This window comes from Acinetobacter sp. UBA3461 (assembly GCF_002381195.1).
Taxonomy (GTDB): Bacteria; Pseudomonadota; Gammaproteobacteria; order Pseudomonadales; family Moraxellaceae; genus Acinetobacter; species Acinetobacter schindleri.
This window is the reverse complement of record NZ_DFRO01000025.1, coordinates 72,520-88,889: the sequence shown is the minus strand read 5'-3', so window position 1 is coordinate 88,889 and position 16,370 is coordinate 72,520. Positions and strand designations below refer to the sequence as shown.

Genomic DNA, 16,370 nt, shown 5'->3' with positions numbered 1-16,370 from the left:
TGTGAACCCGTATTATGTATAAGTCAGTTGAAACCTTGCTGGTAGAAATTCCAACCATTCGTCCTCACAAGATGGCAGTGGCGACGATGCAAACCCAGACCCTGGTATTGGTCAAAATCACCACTGAAGATGGTTACATCGGTTGGGGTGAAGCAACAACGATCGGTGGCTTAGGTTATGGTGATGAAAGCCCTGAAAGTGTCAAAGTAAATATTGATACTTATTTTGTACCGCTTTTAAAAACATTATCAGGCTTAAATGTTGCACAGACATTACAAGCAATCAAAAAAAATATTAATGGCAACCGTTTTGCGAAATGTGCCATTCAAACTGCCCTGCTGGATATTCAGGCGCAGCGTTTAGGTTTACCACTTTCTGAACTGCTAGGCGGTCGTTTACGTGATGGCGTACCGGTCCTCTGGGTACTGGCTTCTGGCGATACTGAAAAAGACATTGCTGAAGCACAAAAGATGCTGGCTGCAAAACGCCATAATTTCTTCAAGCTAAAAATCGGTTCACGTCCAGTAGAAGCAGATGTTGAACATGTTCTGGCAATTAAAAAAGCATTAGGCAACGACGTTTCGATCCGTGTGGATGTAAACCGTGCCTGGTCAGAGCTGGAAGCGATAAAAGGCATTCAGTTATTGCAAGATGGTGGTGTTGATCTGATTGAACAGCCATGTGCCATTGACAATATTGATGCCATGCAACGTCTGACCCGTCGCTTTGATATTGCCATTATGGCCGATGAATCACTGATGGGGCCAAGCACTGCCTATAAGCTGGCTCGTACTAATGCAGCTTCGGTATTTGCAATTAAAGTGGCGCAATCAGGTGGTTTGCTGGAAGGCCGTGATGTCGCGACAGTGGCTAACCTTGCAGGGATTGACCTGTATGGTGGCACCATGCTGGAAGGTTCAGTAGGAACAATTGCATCCGCTCACCTGTTCTCGACCTTTGAGAATCTGGCATATGGTACTGAACTATTCGGCCCGCTACTGCTGACTGAAGAAATTCTGAAAACACCACTGCAATACCAGAATTTTGAGCTGCATCTGCCGCAAGGTGCCGGTCTGGGTATTCAGCTGGATGAAGACAAGATCGACAATTTACGCCGTAAATAAGCAATTAGATTGAGGAGTGAGACATGCTGTTTCATGTACGTATGGATGTAAATATCCCGCTGGATATGCCTGCCGAGAAGGCCAACGAAATCAAGGCTGTTGAAAAAGCCTATTCACAGGATTTACAGCGCCAAGGTAAATGGCGCCATATCTGGCGCATCACAGGCCAGTATTCAAACATCAGTATTTTTGATGTGGAAAGTAACGAAGAGCTGCACAACATTTTGCAGGGCTTACCACTGTATCCATATATGGATATCGAAATCATGGCACTAAACCGCCACCCTTCTTCAATCCGGGAAGATGACACCTGATCACAATGACCCAGACCTGGAACATGCCAGGTCGGTCAAATCTGAACACATCCGATGAGGGTATTCAGAGGGTAATTAACAAAGGACTGTGGCAGCCAAGTTTCAGCCATAAGGATTGAAACAACAGCCACCAATAAACAGACATACTTAAGGAGCAATAGTATGAACCGTCAACAAATTGATGCATTAGTTAAACAAATGAACGTGGATACAGCCACAGGCCCTGTAGACGAGCGTGTACAGCAAATCGTTGTGCGCCTGCTAGGTGATCTTTTCCAAGCGATCGAAGATCTTGATATTTCTCAGTCAGAACTGTGGAAAGGTCTGGAATACTTTACCGATGCCGGTCAAGCCAATGAATTAGGCCTACTGGCTGCAGGTTTGGGTCTGGAACACTACTTAGACTTACGTGCTGATGAAGCAGATGCTAAAGCAGGCATTACGGGCGGTACGCCACGTACAATTGAAGGTCCGTTATATGTGGCGGGTGCTCCTGAATCTGTCGGCTTTGCCCGTATGGATGATGGCTCTGAAGAAGGCAAAATTCCGACACTGATCATTGAAGGTACAGTTAAAGATACTGACGGCAATATCATTGAAGGTGCCAAAGTTGAAGTTTGGCATGCCAACAGTCTGGGTAACTACTCATTCTTTGACAAGTCACAGTCTGACTTTAACCTGCGCCGTTCTATTTTCAGCGACCAGGATGGTAAATATGTGGCTTTAACCACTATGCCAGTAGGTTATGGCTGTCCTCCAGAAGGCACGACTCAATTCGTACTGGACAAGTTAGGCCGTCACGGTAACCGTCCATCACACGTGCATTACTTCGTTTCTGCACCGGGTTACCGCAAGCTGACAACTCAGTTCAACATCGAAGGCGACCAGTACCTGTGGGATGACTTTGCATTCGCTACCCGTGAAGGCCTGGTTGCAACTGCGGTTGATGTAACTGATGAAGCTGAAATTGCAAAACGTGGTTTGAAAGGTCCTTTCAAACATATTCAATTTGATATTGAACTTGTGAAAGAAAAAGCAGACGCACCTTCTACTGAAGTTGATCGTCGCCGCGCAAGCGCTTAATGCAAAATGGATTCGGGGTGTAATCATTAGATTCATCCCGATGACTTCCCCTCCTTGGAAAGTCGGAGAACGGACATGCCTCGTATTCCTGTAATTAACACCAGTCATCTTGATCGTATTGATGAGCTTCTAGTTGACGATTTTGAATCTGGTGAATTTAAACTTCACCGGTCTGTATTCACAGACCAAGCTCTGTTTGACCTGGAGATGAAATACATCTTTGAAGGCAACTGGGTTTATCTTGCACATGAAAGCCAGATTCCAAACAATAACGACTTCTATACTACCTATATTGGTCGTCAGCCGATCATCATTGCACGTAACCGTCAAGGTGAACTGAATGCCATGATCAATGCCTGTTCGCATCGCGGTGCACAATTATGCCGTAACAAGAAAGGCAACAAAGCAACTTACACCTGCCCATTCCATGGCTGGACGTTTAATAACTCAGGTAAGTTATTAAAAGTAAAAGACCCGGCTGAAGCAGGTTATTCAGATTGCTTTAACAAAGACGGTTCGCATGACTTGAAAAAAGTTGCCCGTTTTGAAAGCTATAAAGGCTTCCTATTTGGTAGCTTGAATCCGGATGTTCCTTCACTGGAAGAATACCTGGGCGAAGCGACTAAAATCATTGACATGATCGTGGGTCAGTCTGAACAAGGTCTGGAAGTTTTACGCGGTTCTTCAACTTATACCTATGAAGGTAACTGGAAGTTGACTGCTGAAAACGGTGCCGATGGTTACCACGTGTCTGCAGTACACTGGAACTACGCTGCAACGACTCAGCAACGTAAAGAAAAACAAGCGGGTGACAACATCCGTGCCATGAGTGCAGGTTCATGGGGCAAACAAGGCGGTGGTTCTTACGGCTTTGAACACGGTCACATGCTGCTTTGGACGCAATGGGCTAACCCGGAAGACCGTCCTAACTTTGCCAAGAAAGATGAATACACTGCGCAATATGGCGAAGCTATGGCGAAGTGGATGATCGAACGTTCACGTAACTTGTGTATCTATCCAAACGTTTACTTCATGGATCAGTTCGGTTCGCAAATCCGTGTGTTACGTCCAATTTCTGTCGATAAGACTGAAGTGACGATCTACTGTATCGCGCCAGTAGGTGAAGAGCCGGAAGCACGTACACGTCGTATCCGTCAGTATGAAGACTTCTTTAACGCATCAGGTATGGCAACCCCAGACGATCTTGAAGAATTCCGTGCATGTCAGGCTGGTTACGCAGGTATCGCGCTTGAGTGGAACGATATGTGTCGCGGCTCCAAACACTGGATCCAAGGTCCTGATGATGCTGCCAATGAAATCGGTTTAAAACCAAAACTGTCTGGTATTAAAACTGAAGATGAAGGTCTATACCTGGCTCAGCACCAGTACTGGTTAGAACTGATCAAAAAAGGCATCGCGACTGAAAAAGAAATTGCAGCATCTACTGAAGGAGAAAACGCATGAGCGACATCACTTTAGAAAATATTGCGCAGTTCCTGTATCAGGAAGCCCGCTTTTTAGATGATGAACAATGGGATGACTGGTTGACGTGTTATGCCCCTACTGCTTCTTTCTGGATGCCAGCCTGGGATGACGACGACAAACTGACTACAGATCCACAGTCTGAAATCTCCCTGATTTATTATCCAGACCGTCAAGGTTTAGAAGACCGCGTGTTCCGGATCAAGACTGAACGCTCATCTGCCACCATGCCGGATACACGTACCAGCCACAACATCAGCAATATTGAAGTTGTTGAACGTGATGGCGACAAGGTCACTGTACGTTTTAACTGGAACACCTTGAGTTTCCGTTATAAAAACAGCTACAGCTACTTCGGTATGTCACGTTATGAAATCGATTTTTCAGGCGATAAACCACAAATTTTAAGCAAATACGTGGTACTGAAAAATGATTACATCAATCAGGTTATCGACATCTATCACCTTTAAGACTGTTTTTATTACAGCCAGGTAAAACCTTTCAGCCAGATGGAAAATTGGCTGAAAGGTCCAGTTACAAAGATTTATATAGGATATTCAGCCATGTCAAACCACAATGTTGCACTTCAATTTGAAGATGGCGTTACACGTTTTATTTCTGTTGCCCAAGGCGAGACCCTGTCTGATGCAGCTTACCGTCAAAAGATCAATATTCCTTTGGACTGCCGTGATGGTGCTTGTGGAACGTGTCGTGCGTTTTGTGAATCAGGTTCATTTGACATGCCTGAAGAAACTTATATTGAAGATGCATTAACCCCAGAAGAAGCAGCTGAAGGCTATATTCTTGCTTGCCAATGTAAACCGACCTCAGACGCCGTATTTCAGATCCAAGCTTCTTCGGAAGTGTGTAAAACTGAAATTCACGCATTCCAGGGTACTTTGGCGCGTGTCGAAAACCTGTCTGACTCGACCATTACCTTTGATATTCAGTTAGATGAAGGTCAACCAGACATTCACTTCCTTGCTGGTCAATATGTGAACGTGGGTATTCCAGGTACAACTGAAACCCGTTCTTATTCATTCAGCTCTAAACCAGGCAACCGTTTAACCGGCTTTGTGGTACGTAACGTACCGAACGGTAAAATGAGTGAGTTCTTGAGTGTCAATGCCAAAGCTGGTGACAAAATGACTTTCACCGGTCCATTTGGTAGCTTCTACCTGCGCCCTGTGACCCGTCCAGTATTGATGCTGGCTGGTGGTACAGGTATTGCACCCTTCATGTCGATGCTGCAAGTGCTGGAAGAAAAAAATTCAGAACATCCAGTGCGTTTAGTATTTGGTGTGACCAATGATTTCGACTTGGTTGCCATTGAAAAACTGAACGAACTGCAAGAAAAATTCCCGTGGTTCGAATACCGTACAGTGGTTGCTAACCCGGAATCGGCACATGAGCGTAAAGGCTATGTGACCGGTCATATCGAAAACGAATGGCTAAATGGCGGCGACGTAGACATCTACCTATGTGGCCCTGTACCAATGGTAGAAGCAGTTCGCGGCTGGCTAGATGCTGAAGGCGTAAAACCTGCAAGCTTCCTGTTTGAAAAATTCTCTGCCAACTAATATAGGGAATTTGTTCAATGTCTAATCGTCAAAGATTTGAAAATAAAGTCGTAATCGTAACCGGTGCCGCGCAAGGCATCGGTCGCGGTGTCGCGCTGCAAGTGGCGAGCGAAGGCGCTCAAGTCGTCATGGCTGACCTTTCCCCTTATGTGGAAGAAGTTCTGACTGAAATTGAAGCGACTGGTGGTGATGCGATTACGGTCAAAGCCAATCTGGAAACGTTTGCCGGTGCTCAATCAGTCGTTGAAAAAGCGCTAGAAACCTATGGCCGTGTCGATGCGCTCATCAATAACGTCGGTGGCGCGATCTGGATGAAACCTTTCGAAGAATTTTCTGAAGAGGAAATTATCAAGGAAGTGAACCGTTCGTTGTTCCCGACACTGTGGTGCTGCCGTGCAGTACTTCCGGAAATGATTAAAAATCAGAAAGGTACTATTGTAAACGTATCTTCTATTGCAACACGCGGCATTAACCGTGTGCCATATTCGGCATCGAAAGGTGGTGTGAACGGCCTGACCGCTTCCCTTGCCTTTGAACATGCCAAAGACGGCATCCGTGTCAATGCAATCGCGACGGGTGGCACTGAAGCACCGCCACGTAAAGTACCGCGCAATGCCAATCCATTGACTGAGTCTGAAAAAGAATGGATGCAGCAGGTGGTTGATCAAACCATTGACCGTACTTTCATGGGACGCTACGGTACGATTCAGGAACAAGTGAATGCGATTGTATTCCTCGCTTCGGATGAATCATCTTATATGACCGGTACAGTGGTACCGGTCGGTGGTGGTGATCAGGGCTAATCCTGATCATCACGATTTTTAACAGGCTCATGGTTCGACGCAAGGAGGCACATCACCAATGAATACCCTGTTTCAGACATTAAAAAATGATTGGTCAATTTCAGCCACTGTTGCAGGATTTTTAGCAGTACTGATTTCCTATTCAGGCCCACTGATCATTTTTTTCCAGGCGGCACAGCAAGCCCAGGTTTCCCCAGACATGATGATTTCATGGATTTGGGGAATTTCTATTGGTGCTGCACTTGCCGGTATTTTTTTATCGATTAAATACAAAATACCTGTCGTCACCGCCTGGTCTGCACCCGGAACGGCTTTATTAGTCACACTGTTTCCCGATATTTCGCTCAATGAAGCGGTTGCTGCCTATATCACCTCTGCTGTGGTGATTTTTTTCATTGGGATCACCGGTTATTTCGACAAATTGCTGTCCTGGATTCCTCAGGAAGTCGCTGCCGGAATGATGGCGGGGATTTTACTGCAGTTTGGTTTAGGACTGTTCACCGCGACCGATACCATGCCCTATATCGTCTTTGGCATGCTGGCGGTATTTTTGCTGGCCAAGCGTTTCGGTCCACGTTATGCCATGGTCTGGGTGCTGGTCGCAGGTGTGGTTTTAAGTATGTTACTGGGCAAGATTAACCCGGTCACGGCAGATTTCAGTCTGGCGATTCCGCAATTTATTGCACCGGAATGGACCTGGAGTTCGACCCTGAATCTGGCCCTTCCCCTGATTCTAGTCAGCCTTTCTGGTCAGTTTTTACCGGGAATGGCGATTATCAAACTCAGTGGCTATGACATGCCCGCCAAGCCGATTATTAGTGCAACCAGTATTGCCTCGCTTGCAGTGGCCTGTGTCGGTGGTATCACGATTGTCTTGGCTTCGATCACAGCTGCTTTGTGTCTGGGGAAAGATGCCCACGAGCTGAAAGAAAAGCGTTATATCGCCGGCGTGGCCAATGGGCTTTTTTATATTTTGGGCGGCTTATTTGCCGGCAGCATTGTCATGCTGTTTAGCCTGATGCCCAAAGAACTCATTGCAGCTTTGGCAGGACTGGCATTACTGGGTGCGATTGCTACCAACATTTCCGTGGCCATGGGCAAAGAATCACAACGTGATGCAGCATTGATCACCTTTTTAGCGACTGCTTCCGGCATGCATTTCTTAGGACTGAGTTCAGTCTTTTGGGGAATTTGCATTGGCTTGGTCGCACATTTTCTGCTGTCACAGAAAAACCGTAACGCAGTTCCGGTTACAGCATCAGATTCAAAACGAGTTTAAAGACATCCATCAGTTTAGGATATGTAAGGACCAGATTATGATAGATAAAAGTTCATTATCATTGAAAGAAGCACTCTCCCAGATCAAGGATGGTTCTACCATTATGATCGGCGGATTTGGGACAGCGGGTCAGCCTGCTGAACTGATTGATGGTCTGATCGAATTGGGAATCAAGGATCTTATTATTGTCAATAATAATGCTGGTAATGGCGACTATGGTCTGGCGAAACTGCTTAAAGCGGGCGCTGTGCGTAAAATTATCTGCTCTTTCCCGCGTCAGTCTGATTCCTGGGTATTTGACGAACTCTATCGTGCAGGCAAGATCGAACTGGAACTGGTGCCGCAAGGTAATCTGGCTTGCCGTATTCAGGCAGCAGGTATGGGCTTAGGTCCAATCTATACCCCAACCGGTTTTGGTACCTTGCTGGCTGAAGGCAAACCAACCTTGAACTATGAAGGCAAAGATTTTGTCCTGGAAAATCCGATTAAAGCTGACTTTGCTTTAATTAAGGCCCATCAGGGCGACCGTTGGGGCAATCTGGTCTACCGTAAATCTGCCCGTAACTTTGGCCCGATTATGGCGATGGCAGCTGATGTAACCATTGCACAGGTTTCTGAGGTGGTTGAACTGGGTGCACTGGATCCAGAGCACATCATTACCCCAGGAATTTTTGTTCAACACGTTGTTCAAGTTAAACCTGCACAGTAATCACGGATAAGGAGAAGATTCATGAGCTATAACAAACTGACCCGTGACCAGATCGCTGAACGTGTGGCACAAGACATTCCTGATGGTGCTTATGTGAACCTCGGTATTGGTTTACCAACCAAGATTTCAAGCTACCTGCCAAGCGACAAAGACGTATTCCTGCACTCTGAAAATGGCCTGCTGGCTTTCGGTCCTCCTCCTGCTGAAGAAGACCGCGATCCTGAGCTGATTAATGCCGGTAAAGAATTCGTGACCTTGCTCGAAGGTGGTTCTTTCTTCCATCATGGGGATTCTTTTGCGATGATGCGCGGCGGACACTTAGATATCGCAGTTTTGGGTGCTTTCCAAGTCGCTGAAAATGGTGATCTGGCCAACTGGCATACCGGTGCACCCGATGCAATTCCTGCAGTCGGTGGCGCGATGGATCTGGCCGTCGGCGCCAAGAAAGTCTTTATCACTACTGATCACGTCACTAAAAAAGGCGAACCTAAGATTGTGGCTGAACTGACTTATCCTGCGACTGGCCTGAAATGTGTGGACCGCATCTATACTGACCTGTGTGTAATTGATGTCACTCCTGAAGGCATGAAAGTCATTGAAAAAGTCGAAGGTCTGTCATTTGAAGAATTGCAGTCCATGACGGGTGCATCACTGATTGATGCGACACAGGGTTAATAATCCCTCCTAACCTCCCTGAGTGAGTTTTAAAGCACAGCTTTTAAAATTCAGCATAAGAAAGGGAGGAAAAGTCCCCCTTTGATAAAGGGGGATTTAGGGGGATTTAAAGGAACAAGGAATTTAATAAATGAAAAATGCATATATCATCGATGCCATTCGTACCCCATTCGGCCGTTATGCCGGTGGCCTCGCGCCTGTCCGTGCAGATGATTTAGGTGCGCTGCCAATTAAAGCTTTGATGGAACGTAACCCATCGGTAAACTGGGAACAGGTCGATGACGTGATTTATGGCTGTGCCAATCAGGCCGGTGAAGACAATCGTAACGTCGGTCGTATGTCTTCACTACTTGCAGGTCTGCCTTATCAGGTGCCGGCAACGACCGTGAACCGTCTGTGTGGTTCATCGATGGATGCAGTCGCGATGGCAGCACGTGCGATTAAAGCCGGTGAAGCCCATCTGATTATTGCCGGTGGTGTAGAAAGCATGTCGCGTGCCCCATTCGTGATGGGCAAGTCAGAAACAGCGTATGGCCGTAGCCAGAAGATTGAAGACACCACCATGGGCTGGCGTTTTATCAATCCGAAACTGAAAGAAATGTACGGCGTAGAAACCATGCCGCAAACTGCTGAAAATCTGGCAGAACAGTTCAATATCAACCGTGAAGATCAGGACAAGTTTGCTCTGACCAGCCAGCAACGTACCGCAGCAGCGCAGGCCAATGGTTTCTTTGCCAAGGAAATCATTCCTGTGGTGATTCCGCAGCGTAAAGGCGATCCGATCGTTGTCGATACTGATGAACATCCGCGTGCCTCTACCACAGCAGAAGCTCTGGCGAAACTGAAACCTGTGGTGAAAGCAGAGGGGACTGTAACGGCGGGTAATGCTTCTGGTATTAACGATGGTGCGGCTGCCCTGCTGATTGCATCTGATGAAGCGGTTGCTCAGCATGGCTTAAAACCACGTGCCAAAATTATTGGCTCAACCGTTGTAGGTGTTGAACCACGAATCATGGGTTTTGGTCCAGCACCTGCCATCAAGAAATTACTGGTACAAACCGGTCTGACTTTAGAGCAGATGGATGTGATTGAGCTGAATGAAGCTTTTGCTGCTCAGGCACTGGCATGTACCCGTGACTTGGGTATCGAAGACGGTTCAGAGAAAGTCAATCCAAATGGTGGTGCGATTGCTTTGGGTCATCCACTCGGTGCTTCAGGTGCGCGTTTAGTGACGACTGCACTCAACCAGCTGGAACACACCGGTGGTCAATATGCGCTATGTTCAATGTGTATCGGTGTCGGTCAAGGCATCGCGTTGATTATTGAACGTGTTTAATCCTCATTAAAAGTCCCCCTTCTTGCACTTCAGCTTAAAGCAATGCTTAAGCCTTGCTCAGGGGGATTTAGGGGGATTTATAAGATTAAGGACTTAAAAAAATGCCAACATTTACATCCAACGATGCCCAGATCAATTACCAGACTTTTGGTGATGCCAGCAAACCTGCCCTGGTTTTTTCTAACTCATTGGGTACCAAATTCAGCATGTGGCAGCCACAAATTGAATTTTTCCAGCAAGACTATTTTGTCGTGTGTTATGACACGCGTGGTCATGGGGCTTCTTCTGCACCGCAAGGTCCGTATAGCCTTGAACAGCTAGGTCAGGATGTGGTCAATCTGCTGGATCACCTGAACATCCAGAAAGCCGCTTTCTGTGGTATCTCGATGGGTGGTTTGACTGGTCAATGGTTAGCAATCAACAAGCCCGAACGTTTTAGCCACGTGATTATCTGCAATACTGCTGCCAAGATCGGTCATGAACAGGCCTGGCTGGAACGTGCCGCACTGGTACGTGAACAAGGTCTGGCGCCGATTGCATCGACTGCAGCATCACGCTGGTTTACCGATCCCTTTATCCAGAGCAACGCAGCGATAGTTGCAGAACTTTCAAACGACCTTGGAGCTGGCAGCCCGGAAGGTTATGCAAGTTGCTGCGAAGCTTTGGCTAAAGCGGATGTTCGTGAACAACTGAAAGACATTACTGTGCCTGTCTTAGTGGTTGCTGGTCAGCAAGACCCTGTAACGACTGTGGCTGATGGTCAGTATATGGTAGATCGTATTGCCAACAGCCAACTATTTGAAATCAATGCATCGCATATTTCAAATATTGAACAACCTGAAGCCTTTAATCAGGCGGTGCAAAAATTTATTGCGGCTTAAAAAGCGCATCGCAATAGTAGAAAAGCCACTGTTCATCAGTGGCTTTTTTCTGGATCATATTAAATAAAAACTAGGCCCAAATCACTAAGATTGCTGCAATCACCACCAGTACCAGTCCCCAATGTTCAGCCTTGGCCAATTTATCTTTAAAGAAATACGCCGAGATCAGCATACTAAATAAAATCTCGATCTGCCCTAAGGTTTTCACCACCGGTACACTCATCATGCTCATGGCAGTAAACCAACCAAGGGATGCTGTAAAACTACAAAAGCCTACTTTCATAGTCAGTCCCATACGTTCACGCATAGCAACGAGTGTTTTACGGCTAAATAGGCTTAAATAAATGAGCATGCTGATGCATTGGAAGCCAATGACTGAAATTAATACCCAAGATGCACGGTGTAATACAGGCAAATTAGTTAGTTCTAGACTGGCTTCTCGAACTAAAAGGGACGTAATGGCAAAACAAAGCCCACTACCTACCCCGATCATCAACGTTTTAGCAGAAAGTCCACTCAGTTGGTTGCCTTTACTTAGTAAAAATACTGCATAACCGCCAATGAGTACGCCAATCCAGGCTAAGAACGATAAATGATCTGATAGAAAAGCCACGCCAATAATCGCGGCTAAGATAGCTTCACTTTTGGCTAAACCAACACCAATAGCATAATTTTTTTGTTTAAACAGTTGCACCATCAGTACAGTGGCAAGAATTTGGCTCACTCCTGCAATGAAAATATATATCCAATACTTTGCAGTAAAATGCACAGCTTCAATGACTGGGTAAAAATGGTACAGTAGTTGGATATATATAAATGCAAGTGGAAAACCAAACAAGAAACGCGCAAGCGTTACGCCCCAGACGTCAACAGTCGAACTCAGTTGTTTTTGAAATGCATTACGCCATGCCTGCATGAATGCAGCCATTAAGGTAAAGAAGATCCAACTGATTGCCATGTCTAATCTGCTGTTAGGTTAAAAGTGAAATAATTTTATGCCTTTGCAGATGAGATGACTAATTATAAATATGATCGGAATTGATAGCAGAAAGTTTGGATTACCTTCTAAATTCACTCACTAATTTGGCAAGTTGCTCCATTCCATCAAAAGTGGTGGGAATTTTATCGTCTGATGAAACTAATGGTGAGAAGATAATATTTTCAAATTTCTCAAAACCTGCTTTATTTTTAGTATGCAATTTTTCAGAGTCTTCTGCATAGTTATGAATAAACTGACAGAGTGCCATTCGAAGTTCGAGTTGCATCATTTGAGATTGAACTGAACGCACATGCTGCAATCCTACTCGAGTAAAATAAAACAGAAACAACATTAATGTCGTAATTGGTATTGCTAAAAACCACATTGATGCTAATTTAGCTTCGTAGCCTGTCAAAATTAAAATAATGATTGCAATAATTACAGCTAATGGCACACATACTAGGGTAGCTCCAAATTGCGAATAACCTTCTCTTCTTTCTTTTAACTCTAATTTTTTCTGTTCATAAAGCTCCTTAAAACCTTTATTTAATAAGACAAAATCATAAGTTTGCTTACTATGCTCAAGTTTATTTTCCAATTCTGAAACAATTTTTTTTTTATATTCAAAAGTTTCTTCCCATTTTTTTATCATTTCAAAAGTTGTTGTGTTGGTTTCGACAAAGCTTTTGAACTCTGAAAAATCTTTTTCCTCTAAAAAAATTCTGATTTCATTTAATCTCGTATCACTATATATCTCTTTGCAAATTCTGTATGGTAATTCATCTAAATAATCAAAGTATATTTTATATTTTTGATATTCTTCTTTTTTTAAATCATAAACTTTATCCTTAAACTTATTAAAAACTATATTTTCACTATATTCACCTAATCTAAAATATGCTTCTTGAAAATAAATAAAAACAATGATCGTAGTTACTTTCAATAGTTCTAAATCATTATTTTTATTATCAGCATATGCGTCGACTAAATTAAATAAATTCCATTTCTTAGTTTCATGTAAGTTATTTTCTAGTTGCTCTATGGATTCATTATTAAATACAAAATCAACTCTCAAAAGGTTTTGAGCCCAATCTTTAAGAATCGGATCAGATGATTCCATAGCTTTGCTAATTACTGCTTGGATACGATTGATTGCACTAGTAAAATCATTACTTTGTAAAGAAAATCCCACAATTGCCTCTTATTTTTATTTAAGTAAATAATTTAACTATAAATTAAAAGCCCCAATTTTTGGGGCTTTTTATATCAAAACAAGAAATACCTTTGCGCCATCGGCAGTACTTCCGCGGGTTCACAAGTCAACAATTTCCCATCTGCCCGAACTTCATAAATCTCCGGGTCAACTTCCATCACAGGACAGTAAGTATTCAACTTCATATCTTTTTTCTGAATATCCCGTGTGCCTTTACACGGACTAATCAACTTTTTCAGACCGAGCTTTTCATGCACACATGCCTCTATCGCCACTTGCGATAAGAAGGTAATACAGGTGTTATGCACACCACGCGCATTGGCACCGAACATCGGACGATAATGCACAGGCTGAGGTGTTGGAATGGACGCGTTAATATCGCCCATTGGCGCAGCTGCAATCATCCCACCTTTAATAATCATCGACGGTTTAACGCCAAAAAATGCAGGCTTCCATAAGATTAAATCGGCAAGTTTACCTACTTCCACCGAACCAATTTCATGACTCAAACCATGCGTAATGGCAGGGTTAATCGTATATTTGGCGATATAACGCTTTACACGATTATTATCATGCGTGGCATTGTCACCCTCTAAAGGCCCACGCTGCACTTTCATTTTATGTGCCGTTTGCCATGTGCGAATCACGACTTCACCGACACGCCCCATTGCTTGCGAGTCCGATGACATCATCGCAATTGCCCCCAAGTCCTGCAAAATATCTTCCGCAGCAATGGTTTCACGGCGAATACGACTTTCCGCAAATGCCACATCTTCAGAAATTGCAGGGTCTAAATGATGGCACACCATCAACATATCCAAATGTTCATCAATCGTATTGATGGTATATGGACGGGTTGGGTTGGTCGAAGATGGTAATACGTTCGGCTGACCAATAGCTTTTAAAATATCAGGCGCATGTCCGCCACCAGCGCCTTCGGTATGGTAGGTATGAATAGTACGGTTTTTAAATGCTGCCAAAGTTTCTTCTAGAAAGCCGCTTTCATTTAGTGTGTCTGTATGAATCGCCACCTGTACATCATACTGATCTGCGACGGTTAAGCAGTTATCAATAGCTGCTGGCGTTGAACCCCAATCTTCATGCAGCTTTAAACCGACCACACCCGCTTTAATTTGCTCGGTTATCGGTTCAGGTTGACTTAAATTACCTTTGCCCAATAAACCAATATTCATGGGTAAATCATCAATGGCTTGTAGCATAGTCGAGATATGCCACGGCCCCGGTGTCACTGTGGTTGCTGATGTGCCTGCCGCAGGTCCTGTACCACCGCCAATCATGGTGGTCACACCTGACATCAATGCCGTTTCCACCTGTTGCGGGCAAATCCAGTGAATATGGGTATCGACACCACCTGCTGTTAAAATCTGCCCCTCACCTGCAATCACTTCAGTGGCTGCACCCAATGGAATAGTAATATCAGGCTGAATATCAGGGTTGCCTGCTTTACCAATTTTCCAGATGCGGCCATTTTTCAAACCAACATCTGCTTTGACAATACCCCACCAATCGACAATCAGCGCATTGGTAATCACAGTATCAGCAACGTCATCGGCTAAAAGCTGAGATTGCCCCATTCCATCACGAATGACTTTACCGCCACCAAATTTGACCTCTTCCCCATAGGTAGTGAGGTCTTGTTCCACTTCAATAAACAGTTCGGTGTCGGCTAAACGAACACGATCGCCAACTGTTGGACCAAACATTTCCGCATAAGCGCGGCGTGACATTTTCATTTTATAAGTATTCCTTTAGTCCAACTTGCCCATGACCCGACCTGCAAAGCCATACACTTCGCGCTTACCGGCTAAAGCCACCAATTCAATATTACGGCTTTGTCCAGGCTCAAATCGAACGGCTGTTCCTGCTGCAATATTTAAGCGATAGCCATGGGCTTTTTCGCGGTCAAATTGCAAAGCATCATTGGCCTCGGCAAAATGAAAATGTGAACCCACCTGAATCGGACGATCACCCGCATTGGCCACAGTCATTTTTAAGGTTTGTCTGCCCACATTCATTTCAATATCAGTATCTGGCGTAAAAATTTCACCTGGAATCATATGATGCTCCTAGACAATCGGTTGATGCACAGTGACGAGCTTAGAGCCATCAGGAAAGGTCGCTTCAACCTGAACTTCGGCAATCATTTCAGCAATGCCGTCCATGACATCATCACGGGTCAGTAAAGTCGTGCCGTAATGCATCAGTTCGCTAACTGTCATACCATCACGTGCACCTTCCAGTAAAGCAGCAGAAATAAAGGCAATGGCTTCCGGGTAATTCAATTTTAGCCCGCGTGCCTTACGGCGCTCTGCCACTAGTCCTGCAGTAAAAATCAGCATTTTGTCTTTTTCAGTCGGATTTAGTTCCATGTCTATTTCCTATTTCTTCAATATTTTTAATGCAAAATGTGTGCACGTTATAGAAACCTCTCCCTAACCCTCTCCTTATAGGAGAGGGAAATTCACCTGTATGTAAAAACTCCTTCTCCCTTTGGGAGATGAGAAGCACTGCTTCACAAGGAGGGATTAATAAAATTGTCCTAAATCCATTTCTATAAATCTCCCCAATCCCTCTTTATGAAAGAGGGGCTTTTCTCCTCCCTTTTTAAAGGGTGAGTAGCACGGCTACGCAAGGAGGGATTATGTCCGCCAAATCCTCGGAAACTCTTCATCTAATCCAAACCAGTAACGACGCAGTCGTGCACGAATCGCAGCAAGTGCATCATGACACTGGCGCACGTCATCTCCGAGATAACGCGCCGTCAGCACATCATCGAGTAGCGTTAATGTCACCGGCAAATCCATACGCATGATGAGTTCACGAATCAGGTCGATGTGCTCATCCAGATAAAAACTTGCACGATATTTTTCAGGCGGTACAGCCCATAGACT

The 16,370-nt window shown here is 44.8% G+C and carries 17 protein-coding genes and 1 pseudogene; 12 read left to right on the top strand and 6 right to left on the bottom strand.

Going from position 1 to position 16,370, the window contains the following annotated elements; translation table 11 throughout:
* Positions 1-14 precede the first annotated feature (14 nt).
* The 12 genes from B3D47_RS06010 to pcaD all read left to right on the top strand — a co-directional run bounded on the left by B3D47_RS06010 (position 15) and on the right by pcaD (position 11,266).
* Positions 15-1,124 carry a muconate/chloromuconate family cycloisomerase gene (locus tag B3D47_RS06010; protein ID WP_004894944.1) on the top strand — a complete coding sequence of 370 codons (1,110 nt, stop codon included), beginning with the start codon at positions 15-17 and terminating at the stop codon, positions 1,122-1,124.
* 23 nt (positions 1,125-1,147) lie between these two features.
* Positions 1,148-1,438 carry a muconolactone Delta-isomerase gene (catC, locus tag B3D47_RS06005; protein WP_004809440.1) on the top strand — a complete coding sequence of 97 codons (291 nt, stop codon included), beginning with the start codon at positions 1,148-1,150 and terminating at the stop codon, positions 1,436-1,438.
* Between the two features lie 162 nt (positions 1,439-1,600).
* Positions 1,601-2,521, top strand: coding sequence for a catechol 1,2-dioxygenase (gene catA / locus B3D47_RS06000; RefSeq protein WP_004894948.1), 921 nt, complete (start codon positions 1,601-1,603; stop codon positions 2,519-2,521).
* Positions 2,522-2,596: 75 nt separating this feature from the next.
* Positions 2,597-3,985, top strand: a complete 1,389-nt coding sequence (gene benA, locus B3D47_RS05995; RefSeq protein ID WP_286860592.1) for a benzoate 1,2-dioxygenase large subunit — start codon at positions 2,597-2,599, stop codon at positions 3,983-3,985.
* Entirely contained in the window at positions 3,982-4,473 is a 492-nt protein-coding gene (benB, locus tag B3D47_RS05990) for a benzoate 1,2-dioxygenase small subunit (protein WP_071320743.1), read from the top strand. The genes benA and benB overlap by 4 nt, the downstream gene beginning before the upstream one ends.
* Before the next feature lie 93 nt (positions 4,474-4,566).
* On the top strand, positions 4,567-5,583 hold the full coding sequence (gene benC, locus B3D47_RS05985; RefSeq protein WP_286860588.1) for a benzoate 1,2-dioxygenase electron transfer component BenC: 1,017 nt from the start codon (positions 4,567-4,569) through the stop codon (positions 5,581-5,583).
* 17 nt (positions 5,584-5,600) lie between these two features.
* Positions 5,601-6,386, top strand: a complete 786-nt coding sequence (gene benD, locus B3D47_RS05980) for a benzoate diol dehydrogenase BenD (protein ID WP_286860586.1) — start codon at positions 5,601-5,603, stop codon at positions 6,384-6,386.
* Between the two features lie 58 nt (positions 6,387-6,444).
* Positions 6,445-7,665 (top strand): benzoate/H(+) symporter BenE, encoded by a 1,221-nt coding sequence (benE, locus tag B3D47_RS05975; RefSeq protein ID WP_286860583.1) that lies wholly within the window; start codon positions 6,445-6,447, stop codon positions 7,663-7,665.
* Positions 7,666-7,702: 37 nt separating this feature from the next.
* Entirely contained in the window at positions 7,703-8,374 is a 672-nt protein-coding gene (locus B3D47_RS05970) for a 3-oxoacid CoA-transferase subunit A (protein WP_086044785.1), read from the top strand.
* A gap of 21 nt (positions 8,375-8,395) precedes the next feature.
* Positions 8,396-9,049 (top strand): 3-oxoacid CoA-transferase subunit B, encoded by a 654-nt coding sequence (locus tag B3D47_RS05965; protein WP_286860581.1) that lies wholly within the window; start codon positions 8,396-8,398, stop codon positions 9,047-9,049.
* A 130-nt stretch (positions 9,050-9,179) separates the two neighbouring features.
* The gene (gene pcaF, locus B3D47_RS05960) at positions 9,180-10,385 is read left to right on the top strand and encodes a 3-oxoadipyl-CoA thiolase (RefSeq protein WP_286860578.1); all 1,206 of its coding nucleotides are present in this window, start codon (positions 9,180-9,182) and stop codon (positions 10,383-10,385) included.
* Positions 10,386-10,486: 101 nt separating this feature from the next.
* Positions 10,487-11,266 (top strand): 3-oxoadipate enol-lactonase, encoded by a 780-nt coding sequence (pcaD, locus tag B3D47_RS05955; RefSeq protein ID WP_286860575.1) that lies wholly within the window; start codon positions 10,487-10,489, stop codon positions 11,264-11,266.
* A 70-nt stretch (positions 11,267-11,336) separates the two neighbouring features.
* Here the strand turns inward: pcaD and B3D47_RS05950 are convergent, their stop codons facing one another.
* The 6 genes and pseudogenes from B3D47_RS05950 to B3D47_RS05925 form a co-directional block, all read right to left on the bottom strand.
* Positions 11,337-12,224, bottom strand: coding sequence for a DMT family transporter (locus tag B3D47_RS05950; protein WP_286860571.1), 888 nt, complete (start codon positions 12,222-12,224; stop codon positions 11,337-11,339).
* A 100-nt stretch (positions 12,225-12,324) separates the two neighbouring features.
* Positions 12,325-13,437 carry a hypothetical protein gene (locus tag B3D47_RS05945; RefSeq protein WP_286860569.1) on the bottom strand — a complete coding sequence of 371 codons (1,113 nt, stop codon included), beginning with the start codon at positions 13,435-13,437 and terminating at the stop codon, positions 12,325-12,327.
* A 74-nt stretch (positions 13,438-13,511) separates the two neighbouring features.
* The gene (ureC, locus tag B3D47_RS05940) at positions 13,512-15,212 is read right to left on the bottom strand and encodes an urease subunit alpha (RefSeq protein WP_286860566.1); all 1,701 of its coding nucleotides are present in this window, start codon (positions 15,210-15,212) and stop codon (positions 13,512-13,514) included.
* 15 nt (positions 15,213-15,227) lie between these two features.
* Complete coding sequence (locus B3D47_RS05935) at positions 15,228-15,536, bottom strand: urease subunit beta (protein ID WP_286860563.1); 309 nt, start codon at positions 15,534-15,536, stop codon at positions 15,228-15,230.
* A 9-nt stretch (positions 15,537-15,545) separates the two neighbouring features.
* Complete coding sequence (ureA, locus tag B3D47_RS05930) at positions 15,546-15,848, bottom strand: urease subunit gamma (RefSeq protein ID WP_004809472.1); 303 nt, start codon at positions 15,846-15,848, stop codon at positions 15,546-15,548.
* A 270-nt stretch (positions 15,849-16,118) separates the two neighbouring features.
* A pseudogene (locus B3D47_RS05925) lies at positions 16,119-16,370 on the bottom strand (urease accessory protein UreD); the annotation flags it as partial.